Here is a 25,016-nt window from a genome sequence, read left to right as displayed (position 1 = left end):
GCCATGAAAATCTATGGCCTGACCGGCTCGATCGGCATGGGCAAGTCGGCGGTCGCTAATATGCTGCGGCGAGAGGGCGTGCCGCTGTTCGATGCCGACGCGCAGGTGCATATCCTGCAGGGACCGGGTGGCGCGCTGCTGCCAGCGATCGAGGCGCGCTTTCCCGGCACGACCGCGGCTAAAGGCGTCGATCGCGGGAAGCTGGGCGCGGCGGTGTTCGGCCATCCGCAGGAACTCAAGGCATTGGAGGGGATCGTCCACCCTGCCGTTCAGGCGGCGCGACGGACATTCCTGCGTCGCAACCGGGGGCGCGCCTTTGTCATCCTCGACATTCCGTTGCTGTTCGAAAAGCACGGGCAACGGCGGCTGGACGGTGTCATCGTCGTTACCGCGCCGGCATGGAAACAGCGTAAACGGGTGCTCGCCCGTCCGGGCATGACGGCGGCCAAATTCCACCGGATCCTCCGACTGCAAACACCCGACGCGCAAAAGCGCCGGCTGGCGGATCATATCATCAACACCGGGACGACATTTGCCGACACGCGAAGTCAGGTAAGGGCGCTCGTCGCTTGCCTTGGCCGCAAGACAGGCAGATAAGAGTAGGTCCGGACCAGAATCGCATGACGAGGGCAATGCGCGAGATCATTTTCGATACCGAAACGACCGGGTTCGATCCCGCTTCCGGCGACCGGATGGTCGAAATCGGATGTGTGGAACTGATCAATCGCGTGCCGAGCGGCCGGACCTTCCACGCTTATTATAATCCCCAGCGCGACATGCCGTCCGCGGCCGAGGCGGTGCATGGTCTGTCCAGCCTGTTCCTCTCCGACAAGCCGCTGTTTTTGCATGGCGTCGATGAACTGCTCGACTTTCTGGAGGACAGTCCGCTCGTCGCGCATAATGCGCGGTTCGATTTCGGTTTCCTCAATCACGAACTGCGCCTGTGCGCCCGGCCCGATATCGCGATGACGCGGATGATCGATACGGTCGCGATGGCGCGGACCATGCATCCGGGCGCCAAGCACAGCCTGGATGCGCTGTGCAGCCGCTATGGCATCGATCGCAGCCATCGCGTCAAACATGGCGCACTGCTCGACGCCGAATTGCTGGCGCAGCTTTATATCGAACTGACCGGCGGCCGTCAGATCGGCCTGGGGCTCGCACAGGAGGAGAAAGCACTTATCGACGGGGAACCGGCCGCTCTGGCCGCCGTTCGCCCCTTACGTCCCGCGCGCGTCTTTACGGCGAGCGCGGAAGAGCTGGAACGGCACGCAGCGTTCATCGCGACGCTCGATAAGCCGCTCTGGCTAGAGGGGAGCCGGGCGGCCTGATCGGCCGGGTCGGATCCCATGCCAACCGGGCCGCTGATCCGGCGACCCGGCAAGAACAAGGAGCAGGCATATGGATATTCGTGTTTCCGGGCATCAGGTCGATACTGGCGAGGCGCTCAAGGAGCATGTGTGGGCGCGGCTGGAGGCGATGGCCGAAAAATATTTTTCCCGCACGATTTCTGCGCATGTCACCTTCCGTCCCGCTCCCCACGGTGCGTTTCATTGCGATATCGTCTGCCATGTCATGACCGGCCTGATTCTGAAAGGCGCGGGCGAGGCGCAGGAGGCGCATCCCGCCTTCGATCAGGCGGCGACCAAGATCGAACGCCAGCTGGTCCGCTATATGCGTCGGCTGAAGGACCGGCACAGCCAGGCCGTGGCTGCCGAGGCGCAGCGGGTCAGCAGCTATGATCCGGAAGCGGTGGACGGCGCGGGCTACACCATCTTTGCGGGCGCGCCCGAGGAAGAGGAACCGCATGATGCGCCGCTGATCGTTGCGGAGACCCGTGTAGACATTCCCGAAGCGAGCGTATCCGATGCGGTCATGATGCTCGATCTGCGCAACACCAACGCGCTGCTGTTCCTCAATGCCGGAACCGCCGCCTATAATATGGTCTATCGCCGCCATGACGGGACGATTGGATGGGTAGAGCCGCGCGGCTGACCCCTGTCCGGCCCCGGAGCCACCAGTTGACCTTGGTCGGCGGGCGGCTTATGGGGCCGGGCTTCATTTGTCCGGGTGGCGCGCAAATCGAAAGCTGGCGCGGCTCGGCTGCGCCGGATTGACCATGGTTCATTTCAACGACATCGTTTCAGCGGACGCGCTTGCCACCGGACTTTCGGCCAATGGCAAGAAGCAGCTGTTCCAGAAGATCGCGGCGATCGCCTCGGTCGCTTATGGCCTTGCTCCCGGCGATGTCGCCGACGCGCTGTTCGAGCGGGAACGGCTGGGATCGACCGGCTTTGGTGGCGGCGTCGCCATTCCGCATGCCAAGATAGCCGGCCTGCAACAGATGCGTGGCATCGTCGTGCTGCTCGATCCGCCCCTGCCGTTCGACGCGGTCGATGAGGCACCGGTCGATATCGTGTTCGCCCTGCTGTCTCCGCTCGACAGCGGCGCCGAACATCTCAAGACATTGGCGCGGGTGTCGCGCTATCTGCGTGACGATGGCGAGATTACACGATTGCGCGGGGCGCAATCGGCCGAAGCCCTGTTCGCGCTGATCGCCGGCAGCGAGGCACGTGACGCCGCCTGATCCTGCGCCCGCCGCAACCGGCGAGGAAGCGCATTTTCGCGCCCTGGAAGCGCTCTATCGGTCGGCGCCGATCAACCGGCTGTTCCGGTCTGAACTGCGCATTCCGTCGGCTGGCCACGCCATCATCGATTTCGACGTCGATGACAGTCAATTTCATGCGGCGGGTGCGGTGCATGGCACGGTCTATTTCAAGATGCTGGACGACGCCGCCTTTTACGCCGCGAACAGTCTGGTCAGCGATCGATTCCTGCTGACCACCGCGTTCAACCTGCTGTTCACCCGGCCGATCGGCCCCGGCCGGCTGCGCGCCGAGGGCCGGTGGATCAGCGGCAAGCGGCGCGTCTATGTGGGCGAGGCCAGTCTGATCGATTCGGACGGCGAAGAGGTCGGACGCGGCACCGGCACCTTCATGCGTTCACAATATTCGCTTTCCTCTTTGCCCGGCTATGGTGACTGACCGGGGCCACGACCGGCTGACCAGCGCCATGCTGGCGGGCGTGCTTGTGCGGCGGGCGGCGGCGGCCGGAGGCTTTGCCGTGATCGTCATGAGGGGCGACTCCACTAGTGGCGTGATCCTGTTGCAACTGGTTGAAAGAGGGCGTGAAATCGGTCTGTTCGAGCGTATGGCGGGGCTGGACGGGCGCTATCGGCTCAACCGCTGCGGACCCGCGCCGGAGGAAGGCGGGGAGGCCCTGTTCCAATATATAGCGCGCCGGCGGCGCGCGGACCCCGACCTGTGGATAATCGAACTCGACATCGTGGATGGAGAACGGTTCGCCGCTGAAACGATCTGCTGATCGTTGACAGGCTGTAACGGGTCGGGCAGAGGCGCGCTCACGCTTAACGCGCAGGTTGCCGGTGATCGCCCAAGGGGGGCGGGCGCGGTAAACACGCAGACGGGGGGCGGCCGGACGTCGGCAGAATAACGGTTACATACGACGTCATCGGCCAAGAACCGCATGGTCCAGAGTCGTAATGAGTTTTCGTTTGAAGGCCGCCATATGCGCGGCATTTGCCCTGTCCGCCGCAGCGGCGGTCGCGGCCACCGATATGTCGATCGCCAGCGAGGCGACCACATCCCTGTCCTCGATTCCTACCAGCGTCGCGCAGAATTCCGCGCCGCAATCGGGCGAAAAGCCCGTCATATTCGCCGCGCCGCGCGAGATCGTGCAGCCGCTGGCGACTTCTACACCGAATCAACCCTCGCTTCCCACTGATGGTTCCGACGTTAAGGCCGAGAGCCTGAGCGCCCTGGTCGATGCGCATGGCGCGCCCGAGGCGCTGGACAGCGACATGCAGTGCCTGGCAAGCGGCATCTATTTCGAATCCAAGGGCGAGAGCCTGGAAGGCCAGCTCGCCGTTGCGCGGGTCATCATCAACCGCTCCAAATCGGGCCGCTTCGCCAGCAGCCTGTGCGGCGTCATTCACCAGCGCGGCCAGTTCAGCTTCGTCCATGGCGGCGGTATGCCCGCGATCCCGCAGGCCAGCCGCAGCTGGCGCCAGGCGGTGGCCATCGCGCAGATCGCCAATCAGGGCCGCTGGAACAGCAAGGCCGAAGGCGCGCTGTTCTTCCACGCCCGCCGCGTCTCGCCCGGCTGGGGCAAGCGTCAGCTCGCCGCGATCGACAATCATATCTTCTATCGCTGATCGACACCGCGCGGCGTCGAGAGCATGAGAATCAGGCGGGTTCGGCAATATCGTCCGAATCCGCCTTTTCTTTTGTTCTCTTCCTGTTCTAGACTGGCGGCATGACGCAAGCGATCGCCGACCACTGTTCCCCGATGACCGATGGCACCGCGCTGGCGGTGGCGCGCGGGACATTGCGGCTGTTCGTCCGCCACGACATGCCCGGCCTGCTGGAAGTGCCGCTGCCCAATGGACGGCGAGCGGACATCATGGCGATCGACGGCGCGGGTCGGCTGACAATCGTGGAGATCAAGTGCAGCCGTGCGGATTTGCTGGGCGACATGAAATGGCCCGACTATTTCGATTATTGCGACCGTTATTTCTGGGCCGTGCCGGCGGGGTTCGACCTGGCCCTGTTCGACAGCGAGGCGTTGTGGCCAGCGCGGACCGGGCTGATCGTCGCCGACCAATATGATGCCGAGCTGGTGCGGCCTGCGCCGACCGAGCCGCTGGCGGCGGCGCGGCGCAAGGCGGAGACGCTGCGATTCGCCCGGCGGGCGGCGCGGCGGCTGACGGCGCTGGCGGATCCGGAGCATGCGGCCGAGATCGGCTGGTGACGCGCAGCGCAACCAGCGTGGTGGATCAGAAGCTGGGGCCTTGCACCGGCCCCTTGGGCGCCGCCTTGGTCTTGGCTGTGTTCAGCGCCTCGATGATGCCGGGGGTGCGCCCGTCCCGCTCCGCATAATCGCGCGCGGACATGCCGGCGATGGTGTCGCGCTTGTCCGGATTGGCGCCGTTGGCCACGAGCAGGCGAACGATGCCGATATCCCGCAGCTGCACAGCGCGGATGAGCGGGGTTTCCCCGCTGCCATTGGTCTTGTCGACCTGCGCGCCGTAAGTAATGAGCGTCCGAATCCCGTCCTCGAAACGGTTCTGCACCGCTTTGAGCAGCGGGGTATTGCCCTGATTGTCGGTAAGGTTGGCGTTGGCCCCTTTCGACAGCAGGAAGGCGAGCCAGCCGCTGTCGCGCCGGCCGATGACGATGTGCAGCGCGGTCTCGCCGCTGGAAACGTCGCGGCTGTTGATGACCGTCGAGCCGGGTTTTTGCAGCAGATCGGTCGCCTTTTGCCCGTCGACGTCCTTGACCGCTTTGAGGAAACTATAATTATCGGAAAATTGCGCCTGTGCCGCAGTGGGCATGAGCAGGGCCAGGGCCGCTGCGCTCATCCAGGCCGAAATCGCTCGCTTCATCATCGTCGCCCCGTTGGCATTTGCAAATGGCCCCTTAGCAGGGCATGGCTGGCGGCACCATGAACAAAGCGTCGCTCGTCCTGCTGCCCCTGCTCGCGCTGCTTGGCGCGTGTCAGCCCGATGGCGATCACGCGGCGGCGGAGTCGGCGCAGGGCGAACTGGTGGGCGCGCGGATCGGCGGGCCTTTCACCCTCACCGATCAAAACGGCAAGGCGGCGCGCTGGGATGATTTCCGGGGCCAATATCGCATCGTCTATTTCGGCTACACCTATTGCCCGGACGTCTGCCCGCTGGACCTGCAACGCATCATGCAGGCGTTCGGGCGGTTCCAGAAGGAAAAGCCCGTGCTGGCGGCAAAGGTGCAGCCGATCTTCATCAGTGTCGATCCCGGCCGCGATTCGCCGGCGGTATTGAAAACCTATGTCGCGGCTTTTTCGCCGCGGTTGATCGGCCTGACCGGCACCGCGGAACAGATCGCTGCGGTGGCGAAGGATTTCGCGGTCCTCTACCATCGCGAACCGGCAAAGGGCGGGGCCGACTATATGGTGAGCCATAGCCGCACCCCTTATCTGTTCGGGCCGGACGGCAAGCCGATCGCCCTGATCCCGGTGGACGACCCCGGCACGCCGAACGTGGACGAGGGCACGCCCGATGCCGTGCTGGCCTCGCTCGAAAAATGGGTCAGGTGACGGTTGGATTTCTGGGATAAACCCCTCGACAAGCTGGACCGCGCGGAGTGGGAAGCGCTGTGCGACGGATGTGGCAAATGCTGCCTGCATAAAGCAGAGGATGAGGATACGGGTCGCATCTATCCGACCAATGTCGCCTGCCGCCTGCTCGACCGCCATAGCGGCCAATGTTCCAACTATCCGCAGCGGCGGACCTTCGTCCCCGATTGCGTGCGACTGACGCCGCAGAAGGTCAAGACCATCGGCTGGCTTCCGCGCACCTGCGCCTATCGTCTGCGCGGCGAGGGCAAGCCGCTGCCGGAATGGCATTATCTGCGCAGCGGCGACCGGGAAGCGGTGCATCGCGCGCAAGAGTCGGTGCGCGGCTGGACCGTGGCGGAGGCCGATGCGGGCGATTGGGAGCATCATCTTGTCGACCGGGAACTGTAGCAGCGATCCCGACGCTGCGATCCTGATCGACGGGGTCGCCATGCCGGTGCGGGTCCGCCGGTCGGCCCGAGCGCGAGCCTATAAGCTGTCGATTGACGCCACGCGGGGCGAGTTGCGGCTGTCGCTGCCCGTGCGGGCCAACCTAAAGCGCGCGATCGGCTGGGCGCAGGGTCATGAAGGCTGGGTGCGGGCGCAGATGGCGGCGCAGCCGGCGATCAAGACGCTGGCCGATGGCGCGCTGTTCCCGCTGGAGGGGCGCAAGGTTCGCATATGTTGGTCGCCGGACGCTGGACGCCGCATCATCCTCGCGGATGACCGGCTCATGTTGGGCGGGGCGGCGGAGTCTGTCGGTCCGCGCGTGCTGCGCTGGCTGAAGGCGCGGGCGCGGGTGGTGCTGGAGGCGGAGAGTTATCAACTGGCGCGCGATCATGGGTTGATCGTCGCGTCGGTGGGCGTCGGCGATCCGCGCAGTCGCTGGGGCAGTTGTACGGCCGATGGAGCGATCCGCTATAGCTGGCGGCTAATCCTCGCACCGCCCCATGTCCGCCGCGCGACGGTGGCGCATGAACTGGCGCACCTGCTGCATATGGACCACAGCGCCGCCTTTCATGCCGCCCATGCGCGGATTTACGGGGCGGACCCGAAGCCGGCTCGCACCTGGCTGAGGGCGCATGGCGTGGGGCTACATCGCTATCGGGCCGGTTAGCCGCGGTGTGGCCAGGCCCCGGTTGCGTCGGGCGGGCAGGCGTGGATGGCGTCGCTGGCATGGGGCAGGCCGCAATCACCGCAGGTCCGGTAATCGCCCTGTTTGAGACCATGGCCGACCGCCACGCGCTCGTCGAACACATAGCAATTGCCGCGCCAGCGGCTCTGGGCTTCGGGCATCTCCTCCAGATAGCGCAATATGCCGCCGTCGAGATGATAGACCTCGTCAAAGCCGTGCGTCTTGACCAAAGCCGTCGATTTTTCGCAGCGAATCCCGCCGGTGCAGAACATCGCGATTTTGGGCGAGCGGCCCTGCGCGCGCAGATCGTCCGCGAAGGCGTCGAACCAGCCGGGAAAGTCGCGGAAGGCGCGGGTGCCGGGGTCGATCGCGCCCTGGAACGAGCCGATCGCGACTTCATAGGCATTGCGCGTGTCGATGAGGATCGTGTCCGGGTCGGCGATCAATGCGTTCCATGCGGCGGGGTCGAGATGGACGCCAGCTTGGGTCGCCGGGTTGAGATCGCCCGCGCCGAGCGTCACGATTTCCGCCTTCACCTTGATCTTCATCCGGCGAAATGGGGCGGCGGTGGCGGTCGCATATTTGACGTCGAGATCGGCGCAGCCGGGCAAGGCGCGGATGGCGTCGATCAGTTGGGCGATGGCCGTCGCGCTGCCCGCGACCGTTCCGTTGATCCCTTCATGAGCGAGGATCAGGGTGCCACAGGTTTGAAGGTCCGCGCACAGGGCGCGCAATTGCGCCGCCAGTGCGTCTGGATCGGCAAAAGCCGCGAAGCGATAGAGCGCGGCGACCGTGAAGGAATCGGGAGTGAAAGGGGCGGTTTGGGCCATGCCCGGCCTATAGGGACTCCACGGCCCACTTGAAAGCGGGGCGGCGGCGGCGCATAGGCAGGCCATGGTTCCCCTTTCGTTCGCAGGTCAGGAGTTTCTCGCGCTGCCCGAGGCCGCGCTCTATTGGCCCGCGCGCGGGGCGTTGCTGGTGGCTGATCTCCATTTCGAAAAAGCAAGCTGGTTCGCGCGTTTCGGCCAGTTTCTGCCCCCGCATGACAGCCAGGCGACGCTTGACATGATCGAGGGGATGGTGGCGCGGACCGGCGCGCGGGCGGTCTGGTCGTTGGGAGACAGTTTCCACGACGCTGATGGCGCGGCGCGGCTGGACCGGGCGACACGGGACCGGCTGACGGCGCTGACCACGCGGCTCGACTGGCTGTGGATCACGGGCAACCATGATTCGGGCGTGGCGCAGATGCCGGGCGGCCGACGCTTGGCGGAAGCCGAGATCGACGGCATCTGGCTGCGACATGAGGCCGAGCGCAATGACCCGCGGCCGGAAATTTCCGGGCATTTCCATCCGAAGCTGCGGCTCTCGCTGCGGGGTCGGCGGGTGTCGCGGCGATGCTTCGTGGAAGCACCGGCGAAGTTGATTCTCCCCGCTTTGGGCGCGCTGACCGGGGGGCTGGATGCGGGTCATAGAGAGATTCGGCGCGCTGTTGGTCCCGGTGCGATGGCGCTGGTCCCCGTCGCCGACCGGCTGCTGCGCTTTCCGCTTACGTAAAGCGACGTTACGGAAACCATAATTTAAGCTGTTGCCCATAAACCACGAGCTATGCGATTCATGGCGTCCATTAGGGTGAAAGTCCCGGAAAAGCTGGCCTCTCTTGCCTTAGGGCGGGTGTGGCCGCATAATCGCGCGACGCGCATTCCGATGTGGTCAAAGCCATGCGGAACAGGAGAGGAAGCGAGATCATGACACAAAAAAGCCTTTTGTTGCTGTCTGCCGGCCTTGTCGCCCTGACCGGTGCGATGCCGATCGTCGCTTATGCTCAGGACGCGGCGACCGCGCCGCAGGCGGCGGTCGATCAGGAAGAGGCGCAGATCATCGTGACTGCCACGCGCCGCGCCAGCCCCTTGTCCGACGTGCCCATCGCGGTATCGGCGGTTACGGCGCAGGCGATGCAGAATAGCGGCGCGAGCGACATCCGGACCCTGAACCAGCTGGCTCCCTCCTTGCTGGTATCGTCGAGCGGGACGGAAGCGAACGCGTCGGCGCGTATCCGCGGGATCGGCACGGTGGGCGACAATCCGGGCCTTGAAAGCTCGGTCGCGGTGTTCATTGACGGCGTCTATCGCTCGCGCACCGGCGCGGGTCTTACCGATCTGGGCGAAATCGAGCGGGTGGAAGTGCTGCGCGGGCCGCAGGGCACGCTGTTCGGCCGCAATGCTTCGGCGGGCCTCATCAACATCGTCAGCAAGGCCCCGGAATTCACCTTCGGCGCGAAGGGCGAAGTCACTTACGGCAATTATGATTATTGGCGGCTGGCGGGCCGTGTCACCGGGCCGATCGCGCAGGGCGTGGCGCTGAGCCTCGATGGCGTGTGGAGCAAGCGGGATGGCTTTTACAAGCTGCTCGATCGCACTGGTGCCAAAGTCGGCGATACCAACGACCGCGACCGCTATTTCCTGCGCGGACAAGCGCTGATCGAGCCAAACGACGCGCTGTCGATCCGCCTGATCGGCGATTATACCCATCGCGACGAAAGCTGTTGCGGCGCGGCCTATACCGAGACGCGCGAGCGGCGGCCCTTGCCCGGCGGCGGCTATGCGACTGCGCCCAGCAACCGGATCGCAGCGATTTTGGCGGCGCAGGGCAGCGTGTTCCCGGCTGACCCCTATGATCGCGAGCTGACCATCACGCCGGGCCGCGATTATGTGAGCAAGCTCAGGGACTGGGGGGTGTCGGGCGAGATCAACTACGATCTGGGCGACGCGAAACTGACCAGCATCACCGCCTATCGCGACTATAAGAGCCAGGATTATGGCGATTATGATTATTCGGGCGCGGACCTGCTCTATCGCGATCCCAATACCTATCGCCAGTTCAAGACTTTCACGCAGGAATTGCGCGCGCAAGGCTCGGCTTTCGGCGGGGTGCTCGACTGGCTGGTGGGCGGCTATTATGCCGACGAGAAGCTGACGCTGGAGGATAATATCCGCTTCGGCGCGGACTATGGCGCGTTTGCGACGTGCCGTCTTTTGCTGGGTGCGGGGGCGAACCCCAGTGGCCTTGCACCGTTCATCAATCCATCACAGCAGCGCTGTCTGACCGCGACCGGCCGGGCTGTAGCGACTGGGTCATTCGGGCCGCTGGCGCCGCTTCTCAATGGATCACTCGACCGGCTTTATAATATCGGCAACGCCGGTGACGTCGGTTCGCGTTATTTCCAGAGGAGCAAGAACTGGGCGCTGTTCACGCATAATATCGTCCACATCACCAACCGTCTCGATCTCACGATGGGCCTGCGATACACGCATGAGAGCAAGCGCTTTTCGGCCGATCTGAACAACGACAACGCGACCTGCGCGGCCTTGCAGACGCGCAGCGCGGGGCCGGATCTCTATGAGCTGGCGACGGGACAGATACCGGGCGCGCCGCTCGGATCGACGGGCGCGACGCTCGCTGGTGGCATCCTGACGCTCGGCTGCCTCGGTAATGGTTCGACCTCGCTCAATGCGCTGAACCTCAACGACAAGATGAGCGAGGGGCAATTTTCCGGTACGGGGGTGCTGTCGTGGAAGCCGATCGATGAACTGCTGCTCTATGGCAGCTATTCGAAGGGCTATAAGGCGGGCGGTTACAATCTCGATCGCTTCCAGCTCGGCAGCACCGGCACCAATCTGGTGCCCGCCGTGTTTTCGCCCCGCAACGATGCCGATGTCGCAAGCCTGCGCTTCGCCGCCGAGAAGGTCGATGCGTTCGAGATCGGCCTCAAATATCGCCAGCCCAAATGGAGCGCGAACGTCGCTGTCTTCCATCAGGCTTTCAAGAATTTCCAGCTCAACACATTCAACGGCACCAGTTTCGTCGTGCAGAATATCAATGGCTGCGACGGGGCGCTGACGCCCGGAACGCTCGCCGCCGGCGGTGGCCGTTGCGCGAAGGATGATGTGAGCGCTGGCCTCATCAGCCAGGGTGTCGAGCTGGAACTGACCGCCGCACCGGCGCGCAACTTCCGCGTTTCGGGCGGGCTGACCTATGCCCGCGCCAAATTCGCCAACCGGCTGGTCGGTAGCAGCAATGGCGCGGTGCCGCTTGACCCCGCCTTGTTCCTGCTGCCCGGATCGATCAACAGCAATGCGCCGCAGATCGTGACGACCGCCAGCGTAGCCTGGACCCCCGATATCGGCTCAAATGGCCTGTCGGCGCTCTTTTACGTCGATGGCCGCATGACCAGCGATTACAATACCGGGTCGGACCTGTTCCCCGAAAAGCGGCAGGATGGCTATGCGGTCGTCAATGCACGCGTCGGCATTCGCGGGCCGAACCAGCGCTGGGCTGTGGAATTCTGGGGCCAGAATATCTTCAACCAGAATTATACGCAGGTGTCGTTCAGCAGCCCGTTGCAATCGAGCAGCCCGGCGACATCGACCACCGGCCAGTTTGCGGGCGGTGCGGTGATGGCGAACCAGCTAATCTCTTCCTACCTCGCCGAGCCGCGCACTTACGGCATCACCTTGCGGGGGAGTTTCTGATCATCCCCCGGCCGCTGCCCGGAACCGGGCGGGCCGGGGCCTGACGATCGCCGAACAGGGCGGTGCCGATGCGGACATCGGTGGCGCCCAGCATGATCGCGGTTTCGAAATCGCCGGACATGCCCATCGACAGGCGGGGCAGCCCCTCTTCGCGCGCCATTTTGGCGAGCAGGGCGAAATAGGGGGCTGGCTCGACATCGGCGGGAGGCACGGACATCAAGCCGAGCAGCGGAATGTCGGCGGCGCGCGCGGCGGCGATCAGCGCGGGGGTTTCGGCGATGGGGCAGCCGCCCTTTTGCGGCTCCGCGCCGATATTGACCTGGATGTAGCAGGGAATGCGGCGCCCGGCGGCGTCCATCGCGCGGACGAGCGCGGTCAGCAGCGACGGGCGGTCGAGGCCGTGGATCACGTCGAACAGCGCGACCGCATCGGCCGCCTTGTTGGATTGTAGCTGCCCGACATGATGGAGCGCGATATCAGGATGCGCCTCCCGCAGCGCGGGCCATTTGTCCTGCGCTTCCTGCACGCGATTTTCGCCGAACACGCGCTGGCCCGCCGCGATCAATGGACGGATGGCATCGGCATCCTGCGTTTTCGAAATGGCGATCAGGGTGATGGCGTCGCCGCTGCGGTCGGTGAGGCGCGCGGCGCGGTCGATCGCCGTGCGGATGTGGTTCAGCCGCTGATCGGCCGTCATGCTATCACTGGTCATGCGGGCTGCTATAGGCGAGGGCGATGATGCGCCGCTACGCCAAAAAACTGCCGACGATCTGGCTGATGACCGATGAGCGGGTCAGCGAGGAGGCGCTGCTGGCGGCAGTGGCGCGACTGCCGAAGGGGCGTGGGGGGGTCGTGTTCCGCCATTATCGCACCGGACCGGCGGCGCGGCGGGCGCTGTTCGATCGAGTGGTGCGGATAGCACGGCGACGACGACTGATGCTGATGCTGGGCGGGACGGTGCGGCAGGCGGCGGCGTGGGGCGCGGATGGCTGGCACGGGCGCGACGCGCGGCGGGTGGCGCGGCCGCTGCTGCACAGCGCGCCGGCGCATGATGCGCGGGAACTGGCGAGCGCGGGGCGGATGCGGGTGGACATGATCTTCCTCTCGCCGCTGTTTGCGACGCGCTCGCATCCCGGCGCGGCGGCGCTGGGGCGCACGCGCTTCGCGGCGCTGGCGAGGGATGCGAAGGTGCCGGTGATCGCGCTGGGCGGGGTTAGCGCGGCGCACGAGCGGTTGTTGGGCGTCATTGGCGCCTATGGGTGGGCGGCGATCGATGGGCTAATGGTTTGATGCTTTGGGTGGTGAACGGACTAGGGGGGGTGGAATGCGTAGCTCATAGCAGACACCCCAAGACGCTGCTAATAAGCTCATTAATCGGTGATAATGAAATTTAGCGAGACAACGGAACAGGGCATGGCAGAATTACTCAACATTATAAGTTTAATACTTTTGGCTGCATCCTTTATTTCTGGGCCATTTTCTATATATTTGGTCGATATCCATCGTTATTGGAGCAGTGCCGGGATTTTATTTCTTGGAATTTGTTTTGGATTTTTCGGCCTGATCGGTTCGTTGATAGCTGTTCAGATTCATTACGGTGAATTAGAAGCGCATGGTCATAAGGTCATCAACGATATGTCGGGCTACGGTCAAGCACTCGTTGGCGGATTAGGCCTGATCTATTTCTCTGTAGTGTTTGCAATCATATTGATGATTGTTGCCGTTAGGGGCCTGTGCTCTTGGCAGCGGTCGCAAAAACATGGCCGCGACTGAGAACACTGCTGCCTATGATTGCTGTTGAGCGTCCGCAGCTGCTATCTCAAGCGCATCTGATAAATGGCAAAAATGGTCGCTTGCCGACATTTCGCGATTCTCACCTTGGCTTGAGACATAGGGGTGATACGCAAACTGGGGCTTAATAAGCTGCGTTGACCTTGGGAGACTACAAAGTCCCCGCAGCCGATCAGAACTTAAAGATCGTGCCCAGATACACGGCCTGGGCGTCGGCCCGGTCGTCGGTCATCGGGGTCAGTCGGCCCGCGGCGCTGTTATTGTAGCGCACGCCCGCAGTGACGTTGAGATTGCGGGTCAGCGCGTAGGAACTGGCTAGATCCAGCGAATAATCCTTATCCGCGGACGGATTGCGCAGGGCGATTGCGGCATCGCGGCGGCTTTCGACCAGAACCTTGGTGCTGAAGCGGTCCTTATGCCCCTGATCCAGCGAGAAATTCTTCGCATCGACCATGGTTTCGACCGGCACGGGATCGAGCGCCTTGCGGCCGAGCGATTCGGGCAGGGCGAACTTGCGCCAGCCATGCGCGCCGCCATTCAGGCTGAACCCGACGGGCGCGATATTGACCGGGGTCAGCGTGCGGCTTATCGCGACGCGATTGTCGTCGCCGGCGCGAACCATCACCGTGACCGAACGCTTGCCGCTCAGCGAGCCGCTGGTGGGGGTAAAGCGGAAGCTTTGGCGGCTCGCCGTCAGGGCGATCTTCGCATAGGCCGCCGCCAGACGCGGGTCCTTGGTCGTGGGAGTGAAGGAGGATATGCTGCCCAGCGCGCCCAATGACACCGGCGCTTCAGCACGAAGCCGGGCGATATCCGTCGCGGCGCCCATGGCAGGAGACAGCAGGAAGCCGGCGACGGCGATCGCCACGCCAGAAACTGCCAGATGTCCCCTATTCGCACGCATGATACCGACTCTCGCCCCACCCACTATATTTGCAGGACGTTCTACACCCGCACATGCTCCACTGGCTAGAGCGGATCGGCATTTTATAGGATGGCTGTTGCATGGAACACACATATATCTGAATCGGGTTGCCGGAGAGGGCCGGGACTCCGCGCCGCCGTCCCCCTTGCCCATTGCCGCCGGTCCACTATAGAAGCGTGGCGTTTTCACCAGTTTTCGAACAGGACATGCCCTGATGGTCCGCCGCTTTTCTGTCTCTGCTTCCGCCGGCCTGGCGCTGATCGCCCTTTTGCCGCTCGCCGCTTGCGGTGGCGGGGCCAAGGAACGTCCCAAGGCGGATCTCGCCGCGTCGAAGATCACCACGATTGGCGTGAACAGCTATTTGTGGCGCGCCAGCCTCGACACGATCTCGTTCATGCCGCTGGTTCAGACCGATTCGAACGGCGGCGTGATCGTCACCGACTGGTACGCCAATCCGGGCAGCCCCAATGAACGGATGAAGCTGACCGTATCGATCCTCGACCAGGATCTGCGCGCCGACGCGCTGCGGGTCGCGGCCAGCCGGCAGATTTTGCAGGGCGGCCAGTGGGTCGACGCCCCGGTCGCGGCGGCCACGGTGCAGAAGCTGGAGGAAGTGATCCTCACGAAAGCGCGCGACCTGCGTCGCATGGCGATCGCCGGATAAGTCCTGTTTTTCATTTTGGGTTCGCATGAAGGGCTGGGCTTGGAAAAGCTCAGCCCGCATGCATTTGTAAGCCCGCATGCATTGTAAGCATGCATTTGTAAGGATGTGACATGCAAAGGCGCTTCAACCCGTTTGAGGCCGACGCCCGGTGGCAGGCGGTGTGGGACGAGAAGCAGAGCTTCAAGGCATCCGACAGCTCGCCCAAACCGCGTTCCTATGTGCTGGAGATGTTCCCTTATCCGTCAGGGCGCATTCATATCGGCCATGTCCGCAACTATTCGATGGGCGACGTGCTGGCGCGCTTCCGCCGGATGACGGGGCATGAAGTGCTGCACCCGATGGGCTGGGACGCGTTCGGCATGCCCGCCGAAAATGCGGCGATGGAAAAGAAGGTGCATCCCGGCGACTGGACCCGGTCCAACATCGCCAACATGCGCGCGCAGTTGAAGAAGCTGGGTTTTGCGATCGACTGGTCGCGGGAACTGGCGACCTGCGAGCCGGACTATTATGGCCATGAGCAGGCGCTGTTCCTCGACATGCTCGAAGCGGGCCTCGTCTACCGCAAGGAATCGGCCGTCAATTGGGACCCGGTCGACATGACCGTGCTGGCGAACGAGCAGGTGATCGACGGCAAGGGCTGGCGATCGGGCGCGGTGGTCGAGAAGCGTAAGCTGAGCCAGTGGTTCCTCAAGATCACCCAGTTCGCCGACGATCTGCTGGAGGGGCTTAAGAGCCTCGACCAGTGGCCCGACAAGGTGCGCACGATGCAGGAAAACTGGATCGGCAAGTCGGTGGGGCTTCAGTTCCGCTTTCAGCCGGTCGGGCCCTTCGATCAGGCGATCGAGGTCTATTCGACCCGGCCCGATACGATCTTCGGCGCCAGCTTCGTCGCGATCGCCGCCGACCATCCGGTGGCGCAGGCGGTGGCGGCGGACAACCGCCAAGCCGCTACCTTCATCGAACAATGCAAGGCCGGGGGCACGACCGCCGCCGAGCTGGAAACGGCGGAGAAGCTGGGCTTCGACACCGGCCTGTCGATGGTGCATCCATTCGACCCCGACTGGCATCTGCCCGTCTTTATCGCCAATTTCGTGCTGATGGATTATGGCACCGGCGCGGTGATGGGCGTGCCCGCGCACGACCAGCGCGACCTCGATTTCGCGCGCAAATATATGCTGCCGGTCGAGCGCGTGGTCGCGGCCGAAGGGGACGAGGCGAAGCCAATCCATGACGAGGCCTATGTGGGGCCAGGCAAGCTGGTCAATTCACGCTTTCTCGACGGAATGGCAATCGAGGAGGCCAAGGCAGCGGTCATCACCCGCGCCGAGGCGGAAGGCTGGGGCGCGGGGCAGACCGTGTTCCGCCTGCGCGACTGGGGCGTGTCGCGCCAGCGCTATTGGGGCACGCCGATCCCGGTGATCCACTGCGCGGGCTGCGGCGTCGTGCCGGTGCCCAAGGCGCAACTGCCGGTGGTGCTGCCGGAGGATGTGAGCTTCGACATTCCCGGCAATCCGCTGGACCGGCACTCGAGCTGGAAGCATGTCGATTGCCCGTCCTGCGGTAAGCCGGCGGTGCGCGAGACCGACACGCTTGACACCTTCGCCGATTCGAGCTGGTATTTCATCCGCTTCGCCAGCCAGCCCAAGGACAAGCCTTTCGACCGCGCGACCGTGGAGCAATGGCTGCCGGTCGGGCAATATATTGGCGGTGTGGAACATGCGATCCTGCATCTGCTCTACGCCCGCTTCTGGACCCGTGCGTTGCAGCATATGGGGCAATTGGGCTTTGCCGAGCCGTTCACCGGCCTGTTCACGCAGGGGATGGTGACGCATGAAGTTTATCACTCTTGGACAGTGTTCTATTCAGAGAATCCCCCGCAATTCTACCGGTCTGAAGATTTGGATTTTCGTCACGGAAAGGCCTTTGTAAAAGGCACGGAAATCGAGGTTATTGGTAGAGAACCGCAGGCGGGCGATCTGGCTTTTTATGCGCCTGTGAGCCTTGTAGAAAAGCGTGACGGCAAGGCATTCTTCAGAGGCACCGACTTTCCGGTCAAGATCGGCCGCGTCGAGAAAATGTCCAAGTCCAAGAAGAATGTCGTCGATCCTGATGACATCATCGCCCAATATGGCGCGGACGCGGTACGCTGGTTCATGCTGTCCGACAGTCCGCCCGAGCGCGACCTGCCCTGGACCGAAAGCGGCATCGAGGGATCGTGGCGGTTCGTGAACCGGCTGTGGCGCCTGTTCGGCGAGATCGGGGCCGACGCGCAGGGGCAGGACAAGGCGCTCGACCGCAAGCTGCACCAGACCATCGATGGCGTCGCGCGCGATATCGAGGCGCTGTCGTTCAACAAGGCGGTCGCCAAGATCTACGAACTCACCAATGCGGTCGAAAAAGCCGCGCCGTCGGCCAGCCGCAATGCGGCGATTCGCGCGCTGGCGCTGCTGGTCGCGCCGATGACGCCGCATCTGGCCGAAGAGGCATGGGCGGATATGGGCGAAACCGGCCTGATCGCCGACGCCGCCTGGCCGCCGGTCGATCCGGCGTTGCTGGTCGATGACGAGGTGACGATCGCGGTTCAGGTGATGGGCAAGCTGCGCGATACGATCACCGTGCCCAAGGGCATGGAGAGGCAGGCGCTGGAAGGGCTGGCGCTGGCCGCGCCCAATGTCGCGCGCATATTGGACGGCGCCACGCCGAAGAAGATCATCGTGGTGCCGGACCGGCTGGTTAATCTGGTGATCTAAAGCATTTTCAAAGCGGACGGGATCGTTCGCTGGTTCGGAAAATGCGGAAACAAAGGAAAGCTAGAGCATGATCCGATCATATTTGATCGGATCATGCTCTAGCGTTAGGATTGGTCGATGAAACGCGCGCTCCCCCTGATCCTTCTCGCCTCCCTCACCGCCTGCGGGCTGCGGCCGGTCTATGGCGGCGGCAGCCAGGGTGCTGTTGCGCAGGCGCTCGGCCATGTCGAGGTGGTGGCGATTCAGGGCAAGGGCGGCTGGCTGGTGCATAATGCGCTCAACGACCGGCTGTCTGCGCTGAACGGCGTCGGTGGCGGCAAGCGTTATCGGCTGGTGGTGAAGCTGGACGACCAGATCAGCGGCTTCGGCTTGCGTTCGGACGCCGCGATCACGCGCGAGCGGCGGAGTTTGCGCGCGCGCTATCAGCTCATCGACGAGACGACGGGCGCGCAGGTGGTGGACGACACGGCGGGATCGGACGCGGGCATCGACGTGGTGTCGAGCGAATATGTCACTATCGCCGCCGAGGATACGGCGCTCGAACGGCTGGCGCAGACGGTGGCCGACCAGATCATCACGCGGCTTGCGCTGTATGCGGGTCGGGAACAGGGCGGCCGCAAACCGATCTCCCAGTGAAGGCCAATCGCGGCCAGATGGAAAAGGCGCTGGATGCGCCGCCGCCCGATGTCCGGTTCTTTTTGCTCTACGGTCCCGATGAGGCCGGGAGCATGGCGTTGGCCAAACGGCTGGAGCGGGCGATGGGGCCGGGGGCCGAGCGCGTCGATCTCGACGGGCCGACCTTGCGCGACGATCCGGCGCGGCTGTCGGATGAGGCAGCGTCTTTTTCGATGTTCGGCGACAAGCGCTGGATTCGGATCAGCGGCATGGGTGAGGAATCGGTGCCGGCGTTGAGTGCCTTGCTGGATGCGCCAGCGGCGGGCAATCCGGTGATCGCCGTCGCGGGCGCGCTCAAGGCGACGAGCAAGCTCGTCAAGCTGGCGCTGGAGCATCGCGCCGCGCTGGCGCTCATTTCCTATCAGCCCGACGCGCGGGAAGCCGAACAGATCGCAATGGCGATCGCACGGGAGGGTGGCCTGCGGTTGCCGCAGGATCTGGCGCGTCGGATCGTCGATCTGGCCAATGGCGACCGCGCGCTGATGACGGGCGAGATCGAGAAGCTGGTCCTGTATCTGGACGCCGCGCCCGACCGGCCGGTCGAGGCCACGGGTGAGGCGCTGGACGCCCTTTCGGCCGACAATCCCGATAGCGACGCCGCGCCGCTGGTCAATGCCGTGCTGGGCGGGGACCTGAACGCGATGCACCGCGAACTGGGGCAGTTGACCCAGACCGGCACCAGCATGGCGTCGGTGCTGCGCCCGCTGCTGACGCGGGCGATGCTGCTCGCCCATATCCGCGCCGACGCCGACCGCAGCGGGCGGATCGATGCGGCGGTGGAGGCGGCGGGCAAGGCAGTGTTCTGGAAGGAAAAGGGGCTGGTCTCGCGGCAGGTGCGGTTGTGGGACGCCGGCGGTATCGCCCGCGTCATCCAGCGTCTTGCCCATGCCGAGCGGGCCAGCCGGTCCGGGCGCACCATGGGCGACCTGCTGGTGCGGCACGAATTGCTGGCGATCGCGCGACAGGCTGCGCGGGAGCGGTGAGCGTATTCATGGATGATAAAGCCGCGATAGGCTTGTAGGGCCACCCAAGGCGGATATTCGGGGCAGCACGAGACGAAATGGCAAAATCGGGCAAGAGCAAGGAGCCGCCGGGCAAAGCCCGGTTATGGCTGGGTCGCATCGTCAAGATCGGCCTGCTGGGCGCGCTGGCGGGAATCATCGCCATCGTCATCGCCGTGGTCGTCGCGATGCAGTCGCTGCCCGATTATCACAGCCTCAAATCATCGCCCAACGGCCAGATGATCCGCGTCCATGCCGCCGACGGGTCGGTCATCGTCTCGCTCGGGCCGAGTTTCGGCCAGTGGTTGAGCTATGACCAGATTCCGCAAGTCATGGTCGACGCCATGGTTTCGACCGAGGACAAGCGATTCTATCATCATCCCGGCGTCGATCCGATCGGCATGGCGCGCGCGGCCTGGGTCGCGATCGAGAATCGCGGCAGCGGGCGGCGGATGCAGGGTGCGTCCACCATCACCCAGCAGGTGACGCGCAACATCTTCCTCAACAACAGCTATAGCTGGGGCCGCAAGGTGCGCGAGATGGTGCTGGCGATGGCGCTGGAGCGCAAATTCACCAAGCGCCAGATTCTCGAACTCTATCTCAACAAGGTCTATTTCGGCGGGGGCGCCTATGGCATCGATGCGGCGAGCCGCAAATTTTTCGGCCATCCCGCAACCAGCCTGAGCTTGCCCGAAGCGGCGATCGTCGCCGGACTCGTGAAAGCCCCGTCCAGCTATTCGCCGACCGCTGACGCGGACGCGGCGATCGGGCGCGCGGGCGTCGTGCTCGATCTGATGCAGGAAAATGGCGTCATCAGCGCGAGCGAGCATCAGGCCGCCAATCTGCAAGGCACCAAGCTGGCGCCCGAGCCGCCGCAGAACAGCGTGCGCTACTTCACCGACTGGGCGCTGCCGCAGCTCGACGTGCTGATCGACGAGCCGAACGAGCCGCTGGAGGTATACACCACCATCGATCTGGGCATGCAGAAGGCGGCGACGGCAGCGATTCAGGCCAATGTGCCGGCGGGCACGCAGGGGGCGCTGGTCAGCCTCGACCGGGATGGCGCGGTGCGGGCGATGGTCGGCGGGCTGGATTATGTGAGTTCCAACTATAATCGCGCGACCACGGCCACGCGCCAGCCGGGTTCGGCGTGGAAGCTGTTCGTCTATATGGCGGCGCTGGAGGCGGGCTATACCCCCGACACCGGCGTCACCGACAAGCCGGTGACGATCAACGGCTGGAGCCCGCGCAACAGTTCCGGGCATTTTTCGGGCGACATCGATGTTCGCACCGCCTTTGCCTATTCGATCAATACGGTCGCGGCGCAACTGGGCGTGGAGGTGGGCTTTCCCACGATCGCCGATATGGCGCGGCGCTTTGGCGTGACGACGCCGATCAATACGCACCCGTCCATGGTACTGGGCACATCGGACGTGCGGCTGATCGACATGACCCGCGCCTTCGCCTCGGTCGCGCGCAAGGGGGTGGCGGTGACACCCTATGGCATCACCAAGGTGACGACGGCGGAGGGCCGGCTGCTCTATAATCATCAGGACGATACCAGCCGCGTGCTGGTCGCGCCCTGGGTGGCGGCGGGGATGACCGACCTCATGCAGACGGCGGTATCGACCGGCACCGGCAAGGCGGCACAGATCGGCCGCCCGGTCGCGGGCAAGACCGGCACGACCAGCAGCAACAAGGATGGCTGGTTCCTCGGCTTTTCCAGCGGGATCACCACCGGCGTCTGGATGGGCCGCGACGATGCGCGCGCGGTCGGCGGCTTGCAGGGCGGCCGCGCCCCGGCCCGCGCCTTTTCCGATTATATGCGGGTGGCGGTCGCCAAACGACCGGTCGAGCCGTTCGATACGCAGGTGACGTTGCCCGAATGGCGGCTCGAGCCCGATGAGGAAGCCTATTATGGCGCGCCGGACGCTGGCACGGATGGCGGCATGCAGGTGGATGAAAACGGCCTGCCGATCGAGCGTGCCACGCCTGCCAGTCCCGATTCGGAGGGCGATCAGGGACAATCCGCGCCGGACGGGCAGGATCGAGCGCCGCCGCAGCGGCTGGATCAGCAGTGGATCGACAATGTGCTGGGCCGGGACCGCCAGCGCCCCTCACAGCCTTCGGGCGGGCGCGCTATCCCTTAGCAGGCCGCGCTTCGGCGAAATGAAGCGGGTCTAACGCGCCGCTGTCGGGGAGCAGGAAGTCGACCCGGCCCCGGCCGAAGTCGATCGCCACCCGATCGAACAGGCGCAGCGCATCGATGCCCAGCAGCAGGGCGGGGCGTTGTTTGAGGCGGAGATGGTCGAACGGACTGACATCGGCGAATAGCACTGGCACGCCCTTGAGCGTCACGGGACCCAGACGCAGCGCTGCGATGATGCCGGTCGGACCTTCCAGCGAACCGCCGGTCACGCTCGTCAGCCTGCCAGGTTCCACGCCGGGCAGCAGGCCCCGAGCCTGAAGCATGCGCATCAGGGCGAGATTACCGACGCTGATATTGGTGCCGGTGTCGAGCATGATGTTCACATCAATGCCGTTGACCTGCGAATTGAGCAGGATCAGCTGGCCCTTGCGCCGCCGCGCCTGCACGATGATCGTATCCGGATCGCTCGTCACGCGCAGGCGGCTATCGCTGATCTCCATCCGGCCAGCGCGGAAATCGAGCAGCAATCGCTTTTCGTGCAGTCCATCAAGGCCAAGCAAGCCGGGTGCGCCGATATCCCGGCTTTCCAGCACGGGCGCTTCGATATTCTCGATCCCGTCCGCGCCGAAGCTCAAGCGTGGTAGCGCGACCGTCACCGTGTCGCTGCGGCCCGTCATGCTGATGATGGTGACCGGGACGCCGGCCGGCAGGGCAAGCTGTTGCGCCAGATCACGCGCGATGACGGTGCGCTGGGCGCCCGTATCGACGATAAAGTTCCACGGCCCCTTGCCGCCGATAGCCACCGGAATTGTCACGCGGGCGTCCACGGGCGGGCCGGTAGGCACGACGACGGGGGGCGTGGCGGGGTCGAGCAAAGGGGCATTCTGCGCGTGGACCGCCGGACAGAACAGCATCGCCGCGCAGGCGAGACCGGCCAGGAACCGTGCCATATCCTCATCCCTTCATAGTCGTCATCTTATAGCATGCGGGATGGCGGGCGGTCCATCGCCGCAGCGACCACAATTCGCCGCGTTCGCCCCTCTTCACGGCGGTCCGTCGCGTGCTGATGCCCGTGCCACCTTGACTTGGCGGCGTTCGTCTCGCTAAACGCGGAACAATCATCCCGCCCGTCCGGCGCGGGATCGCCCCGTTAGACATTATCGGGCCTGCCCATTCCCCTCGACGCCCAAAAACCCTCTTCTCCACTGGACCGACTCGCATGCACCTCAAGGACCTCAAGAAACAAGCGCCCGCCGACCTCGTCACCATGGCGGAGGAACTGGGCGTCGAAGGCGCATCGACGCTGCGCAAGCAGGATCTGATGTTCGCGATCCTGAAGGCCGAAGCGGAAAACGGCGAACAGATCATGGGCGAGGGCACGATCGAGGTGCTGCCGGACGGTTTCGGCTTCCTGCGTTCGCCCCAGGCCAATTATCTCGCGGGTCCCGACGATATCTATGTGTCCCCGAATCAGGTCCGCAAATTCGGCCTGCGCACCGGCGATACGGTGGACGGCGAAATCCGCGCGCCCAAGGATGGCGAGCGCTATTTCGCGCTGACAAAGCTCAACACCGTCAATTTCGACGATCCCGATGCGGTCCGTCATCGCGTCAATTTCGACAATCTGACGCCGCTCTATCCCGAAGCGAAGCTGACGCTCGATCCGGGCGACCCGACCCAGAAGGACAAGTCGGCGCGCGTCATCGACATCGTGTCGCCGCAGGGCAAGGGTCAGCGCACGCTGATCGTCGCGCCGCCGCGCGTCGGCAAGACGGTGATGCTCCAAAATATCGCCAAGGCGATCACCGACAATCATCCCGAAGTGTTCCTGCTGGTGCTGCTGATCGATGAGCGCCCCGAGGAAGTGACCGACATGCAGCGCAGCGTGAAGGGCGAGGTCGTTTCCTCGACCTTCGACGAGCCGGCGACGCGCCACGTCCAGGTCGCCGAAATGGTGATCGAAAAGGCCAAGCGCCTCGTGGAACATAAGAAGGATGTGGTGATCCTGCTCGATTCCATCACCCGGCTTGGCCGCGCCTACAACACGGTCGTGCCGTCATCGGGCAAGGTGCTGACCGGCGGCGTCGACGCCAATGCGCTCCAGCGGCCCAAGCGCTTCTTTGGCGCGGCGCGCAACATCGAGGAGGGCGGCTCGCTCTCGATCATCGCCACCGCGCTGATCGATACCGGCAGCCGGATGGACGAAGTTATCTTCGAAGAATTCAAGGGCACCGGCAATTCCGAAATCGTGCTGGATCGCAAGGTGGCCGACAAGCGTATCTTCCCTGCGCTCGATGTCGGCAAATCGGGCACTCGCAAGGAGGAGTTGCTGGTCGACAAGGCCAAGCTGTCCAAAATGTGGGTGTTGCGCCGCATCCTGATGCAGATGGGCACGATCGACGCGATGGAGTTCCTGCTCGACAAGATGAAGGATTCCAAGACCAATGAGGATTTCTTCGACTCGATGAACCAGTAAGCCCGAAGGATATCAGGCCGCTATGCTCGACATTATCGCCACCGCCGCGACTGCCGCATCGGGGCTGGGTTCACCCGCCGATATCTGGGCACATATCGTCAATGATTTCAGTAATATAGGGTCGCCGTCCGCGCTCGCGGCCTTTGGTCAGGTGCTGATGATCGACATATTGCTCGCGGGCGACAATGCGATCGTCGTCGGCGCGCTGGCGGCGGGACTGCCCGTCGATCAGCGCAAGAAAGTCATCCTGATCGGCATCATCGCCGCGCTGGTGCTGCGGATCGCGTTCGCGCTGGTGGTGACGCAGTTGATGCAGATCGTCGGGCTGATCCTGGCCGGCGGATTGCTGCTGCTGTGGGTAAGCTGGAAAATGTGGCGTGAATTGCATCCGGCCAGCGGAGCCGGATCGCCCGAGATCGAAGGCGATGAATCCAGCGGCGTCCGGCCAGCCAAGAGCTTTGCCGCCGCCGCCTGGGCGGTCGCGGTCGCCGATGTCAGCATGAGCCTCGACAATGTGCTCGCCGTGGCCGGTGCGGCCAAGGATCATCCCGGCATTCTCATCATCGGCCTGGTGCTGTCGGTCGCCCTGATGGGTATCGCCGCCAACATCATCGCCAAATATATCGAGCGCTTCCGCTGGATCGCCTATCTCGGCCTCGCCGTCATCATCTATGTCGCGGGCAAGATGATCTATGACGGGATCGTCGATCATCAGGTCGGACTGCTGACGCTGTTTAATTAAACGCTGCG

General features: G+C 64.1%; 27 protein-coding genes. 22 read left to right on the top strand and 5 right to left on the bottom strand.

Annotation, left to right across the window (positions count from 1 at the left end; genetic code table 11):
* Window positions 1-3 precede the first annotated feature (3 nt).
* The 8 genes from coaE (at window position 4) to ACODSN_RS03705 (ending at window position 4,830) form a co-directional block, all read left to right on the top strand.
* Complete coding sequence (gene coaE, locus ACODSN_RS03740) at window positions 4-597, top strand: dephospho-CoA kinase (RefSeq protein ID WP_489053260.1); 594 nt, start codon at window positions 4-6, stop codon at window positions 595-597.
* 23 nt (window positions 598-620) lie between these two features.
* Window positions 621-1,331, top strand: a complete 711-nt coding sequence (gene dnaQ, locus ACODSN_RS03735) for a DNA polymerase III subunit epsilon (RefSeq protein WP_489053259.1) — start codon at window positions 621-623, stop codon at window positions 1,329-1,331.
* Between the two features lie 70 nt (window positions 1,332-1,401).
* Window positions 1,402-1,995 (top strand): ribosome hibernation-promoting factor, HPF/YfiA family, encoded by a 594-nt coding sequence (hpf, locus tag ACODSN_RS03730; protein WP_489053257.1) that lies wholly within the window; start codon window positions 1,402-1,404, stop codon window positions 1,993-1,995.
* Between the two features lie 124 nt (window positions 1,996-2,119).
* On the top strand, window positions 2,120-2,587 hold the full coding sequence (locus tag ACODSN_RS03725; RefSeq protein WP_489053256.1) for a PTS sugar transporter subunit IIA: 468 nt from the start codon (window positions 2,120-2,122) through the stop codon (window positions 2,585-2,587).
* A complete protein-coding gene (locus tag ACODSN_RS03720) occupies window positions 2,574-3,044 on the top strand; it encodes a PaaI family thioesterase (protein WP_489053255.1) in 471 nt (156 codons plus the stop codon). The genes ACODSN_RS03725 and ACODSN_RS03720 overlap by 14 nt, the downstream gene beginning before the upstream one ends.
* Complete coding sequence (locus ACODSN_RS03715) at window positions 3,034-3,384, top strand: DUF1491 family protein (RefSeq protein ID WP_489053254.1); 351 nt, start codon at window positions 3,034-3,036, stop codon at window positions 3,382-3,384. Before ACODSN_RS03720 ends, ACODSN_RS03715 begins: the two co-directional genes overlap by 11 nt.
* A gap of 178 nt (window positions 3,385-3,562) precedes the next feature.
* Window positions 3,563-4,234: a cell wall hydrolase gene (locus ACODSN_RS03710; RefSeq protein WP_489053253.1), complete on the top strand. Its 672-nt coding sequence runs from the start codon at window positions 3,563-3,565 to the stop codon at window positions 4,232-4,234.
* Window positions 4,235-4,335: 101 nt separating this feature from the next.
* Window positions 4,336-4,830 carry an MmcB family DNA repair protein gene (locus ACODSN_RS03705; protein WP_489053252.1) on the top strand — a complete coding sequence of 165 codons (495 nt, stop codon included), beginning with the start codon at window positions 4,336-4,338 and terminating at the stop codon, window positions 4,828-4,830.
* A 25-nt stretch (window positions 4,831-4,855) separates the two neighbouring features.
* Here the strand turns inward: ACODSN_RS03705 and ACODSN_RS03700 are convergent, their stop codons facing one another.
* Window positions 4,856-5,467: an ankyrin repeat domain-containing protein gene (locus ACODSN_RS03700; RefSeq protein ID WP_489053251.1), complete on the bottom strand. Its 612-nt coding sequence runs from the start codon at window positions 5,465-5,467 to the stop codon at window positions 4,856-4,858.
* A gap of 41 nt (window positions 5,468-5,508) precedes the next feature.
* Here ACODSN_RS03700 and ACODSN_RS03695 point away from each other — a divergent pair, with 41 nt between their 5' ends.
* Genes ACODSN_RS03695 through ACODSN_RS03685 form a run of 3 tightly spaced genes read left to right on the top strand, consistent with a single transcriptional unit; the run spans window position 5,509 to window position 7,288 of the window.
* Window positions 5,509-6,153 (top strand): SCO family protein, encoded by a 645-nt coding sequence (locus ACODSN_RS03695; protein WP_489053249.1) that lies wholly within the window; start codon window positions 5,509-5,511, stop codon window positions 6,151-6,153.
* Between the two features lie 3 nt (window positions 6,154-6,156).
* A complete protein-coding gene (locus tag ACODSN_RS03690; protein ID WP_489053247.1) occupies window positions 6,157-6,582 on the top strand; it encodes a YcgN family cysteine cluster protein in 426 nt (141 codons plus the stop codon).
* Complete coding sequence (locus tag ACODSN_RS03685) at window positions 6,539-7,288, top strand: M48 family metallopeptidase (RefSeq protein WP_489053246.1); 750 nt, start codon at window positions 6,539-6,541, stop codon at window positions 7,286-7,288. Before ACODSN_RS03690 ends, ACODSN_RS03685 begins: the two co-directional genes overlap by 44 nt.
* Here ACODSN_RS03685 and trhO read toward each other — a convergent pair.
* Entirely contained in the window at window positions 7,285-8,136 is an 852-nt protein-coding gene (gene trhO / locus ACODSN_RS03680) for an oxygen-dependent tRNA uridine(34) hydroxylase TrhO (protein ID WP_489053244.1), read from the bottom strand. The genes ACODSN_RS03685 and trhO overlap by 4 nt on opposite strands.
* Before the next feature lie 64 nt (window positions 8,137-8,200).
* Between trhO and pdeM the strand changes: the two genes are divergently transcribed.
* Window positions 8,201-8,860, top strand: a complete 660-nt coding sequence (gene pdeM / locus ACODSN_RS03675; RefSeq protein ID WP_489053243.1) for a ligase-associated DNA damage response endonuclease PdeM — start codon at window positions 8,201-8,203, stop codon at window positions 8,858-8,860.
* Window positions 8,861-9,051: 191 nt separating this feature from the next.
* Entirely contained in the window at window positions 9,052-11,835 is a 2,784-nt protein-coding gene (locus tag ACODSN_RS03670; protein WP_489053242.1) for a TonB-dependent receptor, read from the top strand.
* Here the strand turns inward: ACODSN_RS03670 and ACODSN_RS03665 are convergent.
* Window positions 11,813-12,547, bottom strand: a complete 735-nt coding sequence (locus ACODSN_RS03665) for a YggS family pyridoxal phosphate-dependent enzyme (protein WP_489053241.1) — start codon at window positions 12,545-12,547, stop codon at window positions 11,813-11,815. The genes ACODSN_RS03670 and ACODSN_RS03665 overlap by 23 nt on opposite strands.
* Before the next feature lie 23 nt (window positions 12,548-12,570).
* Here ACODSN_RS03665 and ACODSN_RS03660 point away from each other — a divergent pair, with 23 nt between their 5' ends.
* Both ACODSN_RS03660 and ACODSN_RS03655 read left to right on the top strand, forming a co-directional pair.
* Window positions 12,571-13,125, top strand: a complete 555-nt coding sequence (locus ACODSN_RS03660) for a thiamine phosphate synthase (protein WP_489053239.1) — start codon at window positions 12,571-12,573, stop codon at window positions 13,123-13,125.
* Between the two features lie 123 nt (window positions 13,126-13,248).
* The gene (locus ACODSN_RS03655; protein ID WP_489053238.1) at window positions 13,249-13,608 is read left to right on the top strand and encodes a hypothetical protein; all 360 of its coding nucleotides are present in this window, start codon (window positions 13,249-13,251) and stop codon (window positions 13,606-13,608) included.
* A 190-nt stretch (window positions 13,609-13,798) separates the two neighbouring features.
* On the opposite strand, the gene ACODSN_RS03650 is transcribed toward ACODSN_RS03655, so the two are convergent.
* Entirely contained in the window at window positions 13,799-14,530 is a 732-nt protein-coding gene (locus tag ACODSN_RS03650; protein ID WP_489053236.1) for a hypothetical protein, read from the bottom strand.
* Window positions 14,531-14,765: 235 nt separating this feature from the next.
* Between ACODSN_RS03650 and ACODSN_RS03645 the strand changes: the two genes are divergently transcribed.
* The 5 genes from ACODSN_RS03645 (at window position 14,766) to ACODSN_RS03625 (ending at window position 21,791) form a co-directional block, all read left to right on the top strand.
* Entirely contained in the window at window positions 14,766-15,215 is a 450-nt protein-coding gene (locus tag ACODSN_RS03645) for a DUF3576 domain-containing protein (RefSeq protein WP_489053234.1), read from the top strand.
* Between the two features lie 110 nt (window positions 15,216-15,325).
* The gene (leuS, locus tag ACODSN_RS03640; protein ID WP_489053233.1) at window positions 15,326-17,965 is read left to right on the top strand and encodes a leucine--tRNA ligase; all 2,640 of its coding nucleotides are present in this window, start codon (window positions 15,326-15,328) and stop codon (window positions 17,963-17,965) included.
* 117 nt (window positions 17,966-18,082) lie between these two features.
* Entirely contained in the window at window positions 18,083-18,601 is a 519-nt protein-coding gene (lptE, locus tag ACODSN_RS03635) for an LPS assembly lipoprotein LptE (protein ID WP_489053231.1), read from the top strand.
* Entirely contained in the window at window positions 18,598-19,623 is a 1,026-nt protein-coding gene (holA, locus tag ACODSN_RS03630; RefSeq protein ID WP_489053230.1) for a DNA polymerase III subunit delta, read from the top strand. The genes lptE and holA overlap by 4 nt, the downstream gene beginning before the upstream one ends.
* A gap of 77 nt (window positions 19,624-19,700) precedes the next feature.
* Window positions 19,701-21,791, top strand: a complete 2,091-nt coding sequence (locus tag ACODSN_RS03625; RefSeq protein ID WP_489053228.1) for a transglycosylase domain-containing protein — start codon at window positions 19,701-19,703, stop codon at window positions 21,789-21,791.
* Here ACODSN_RS03625 and ACODSN_RS03620 read toward each other — a convergent pair.
* Window positions 21,781-22,740 (bottom strand): retroviral-like aspartic protease family protein, encoded by a 960-nt coding sequence (locus tag ACODSN_RS03620; protein ID WP_489053227.1) that lies wholly within the window; start codon window positions 22,738-22,740, stop codon window positions 21,781-21,783. The two genes, ACODSN_RS03625 and ACODSN_RS03620, sit on opposite strands and share 11 nt — an antisense overlap.
* A gap of 269 nt (window positions 22,741-23,009) precedes the next feature.
* On the opposite strand from ACODSN_RS03620, the gene rho reads away from it, so the two are divergent.
* Window positions 23,010-24,266 carry a transcription termination factor Rho gene (rho, locus tag ACODSN_RS03615; RefSeq protein WP_489053226.1) on the top strand — a complete coding sequence of 419 codons (1,257 nt, stop codon included), beginning with the start codon at window positions 23,010-23,012 and terminating at the stop codon, window positions 24,264-24,266.
* 22 nt (window positions 24,267-24,288) lie between these two features.
* Entirely contained in the window at window positions 24,289-25,008 is a 720-nt protein-coding gene (locus ACODSN_RS03610; protein ID WP_489053224.1) for a YjbE family putative metal transport protein, read from the top strand.
* Window positions 25,009-25,016: the final 8 nt, after the last annotated feature.

The sequence above is a fragment of the Sphingobium sp. FG11 genome, assembly GCF_057809915.1.
The sequence above is the reverse complement of the archived record's forward strand: the minus strand, read 5'-3'. Positions and strand labels throughout refer to the sequence as shown.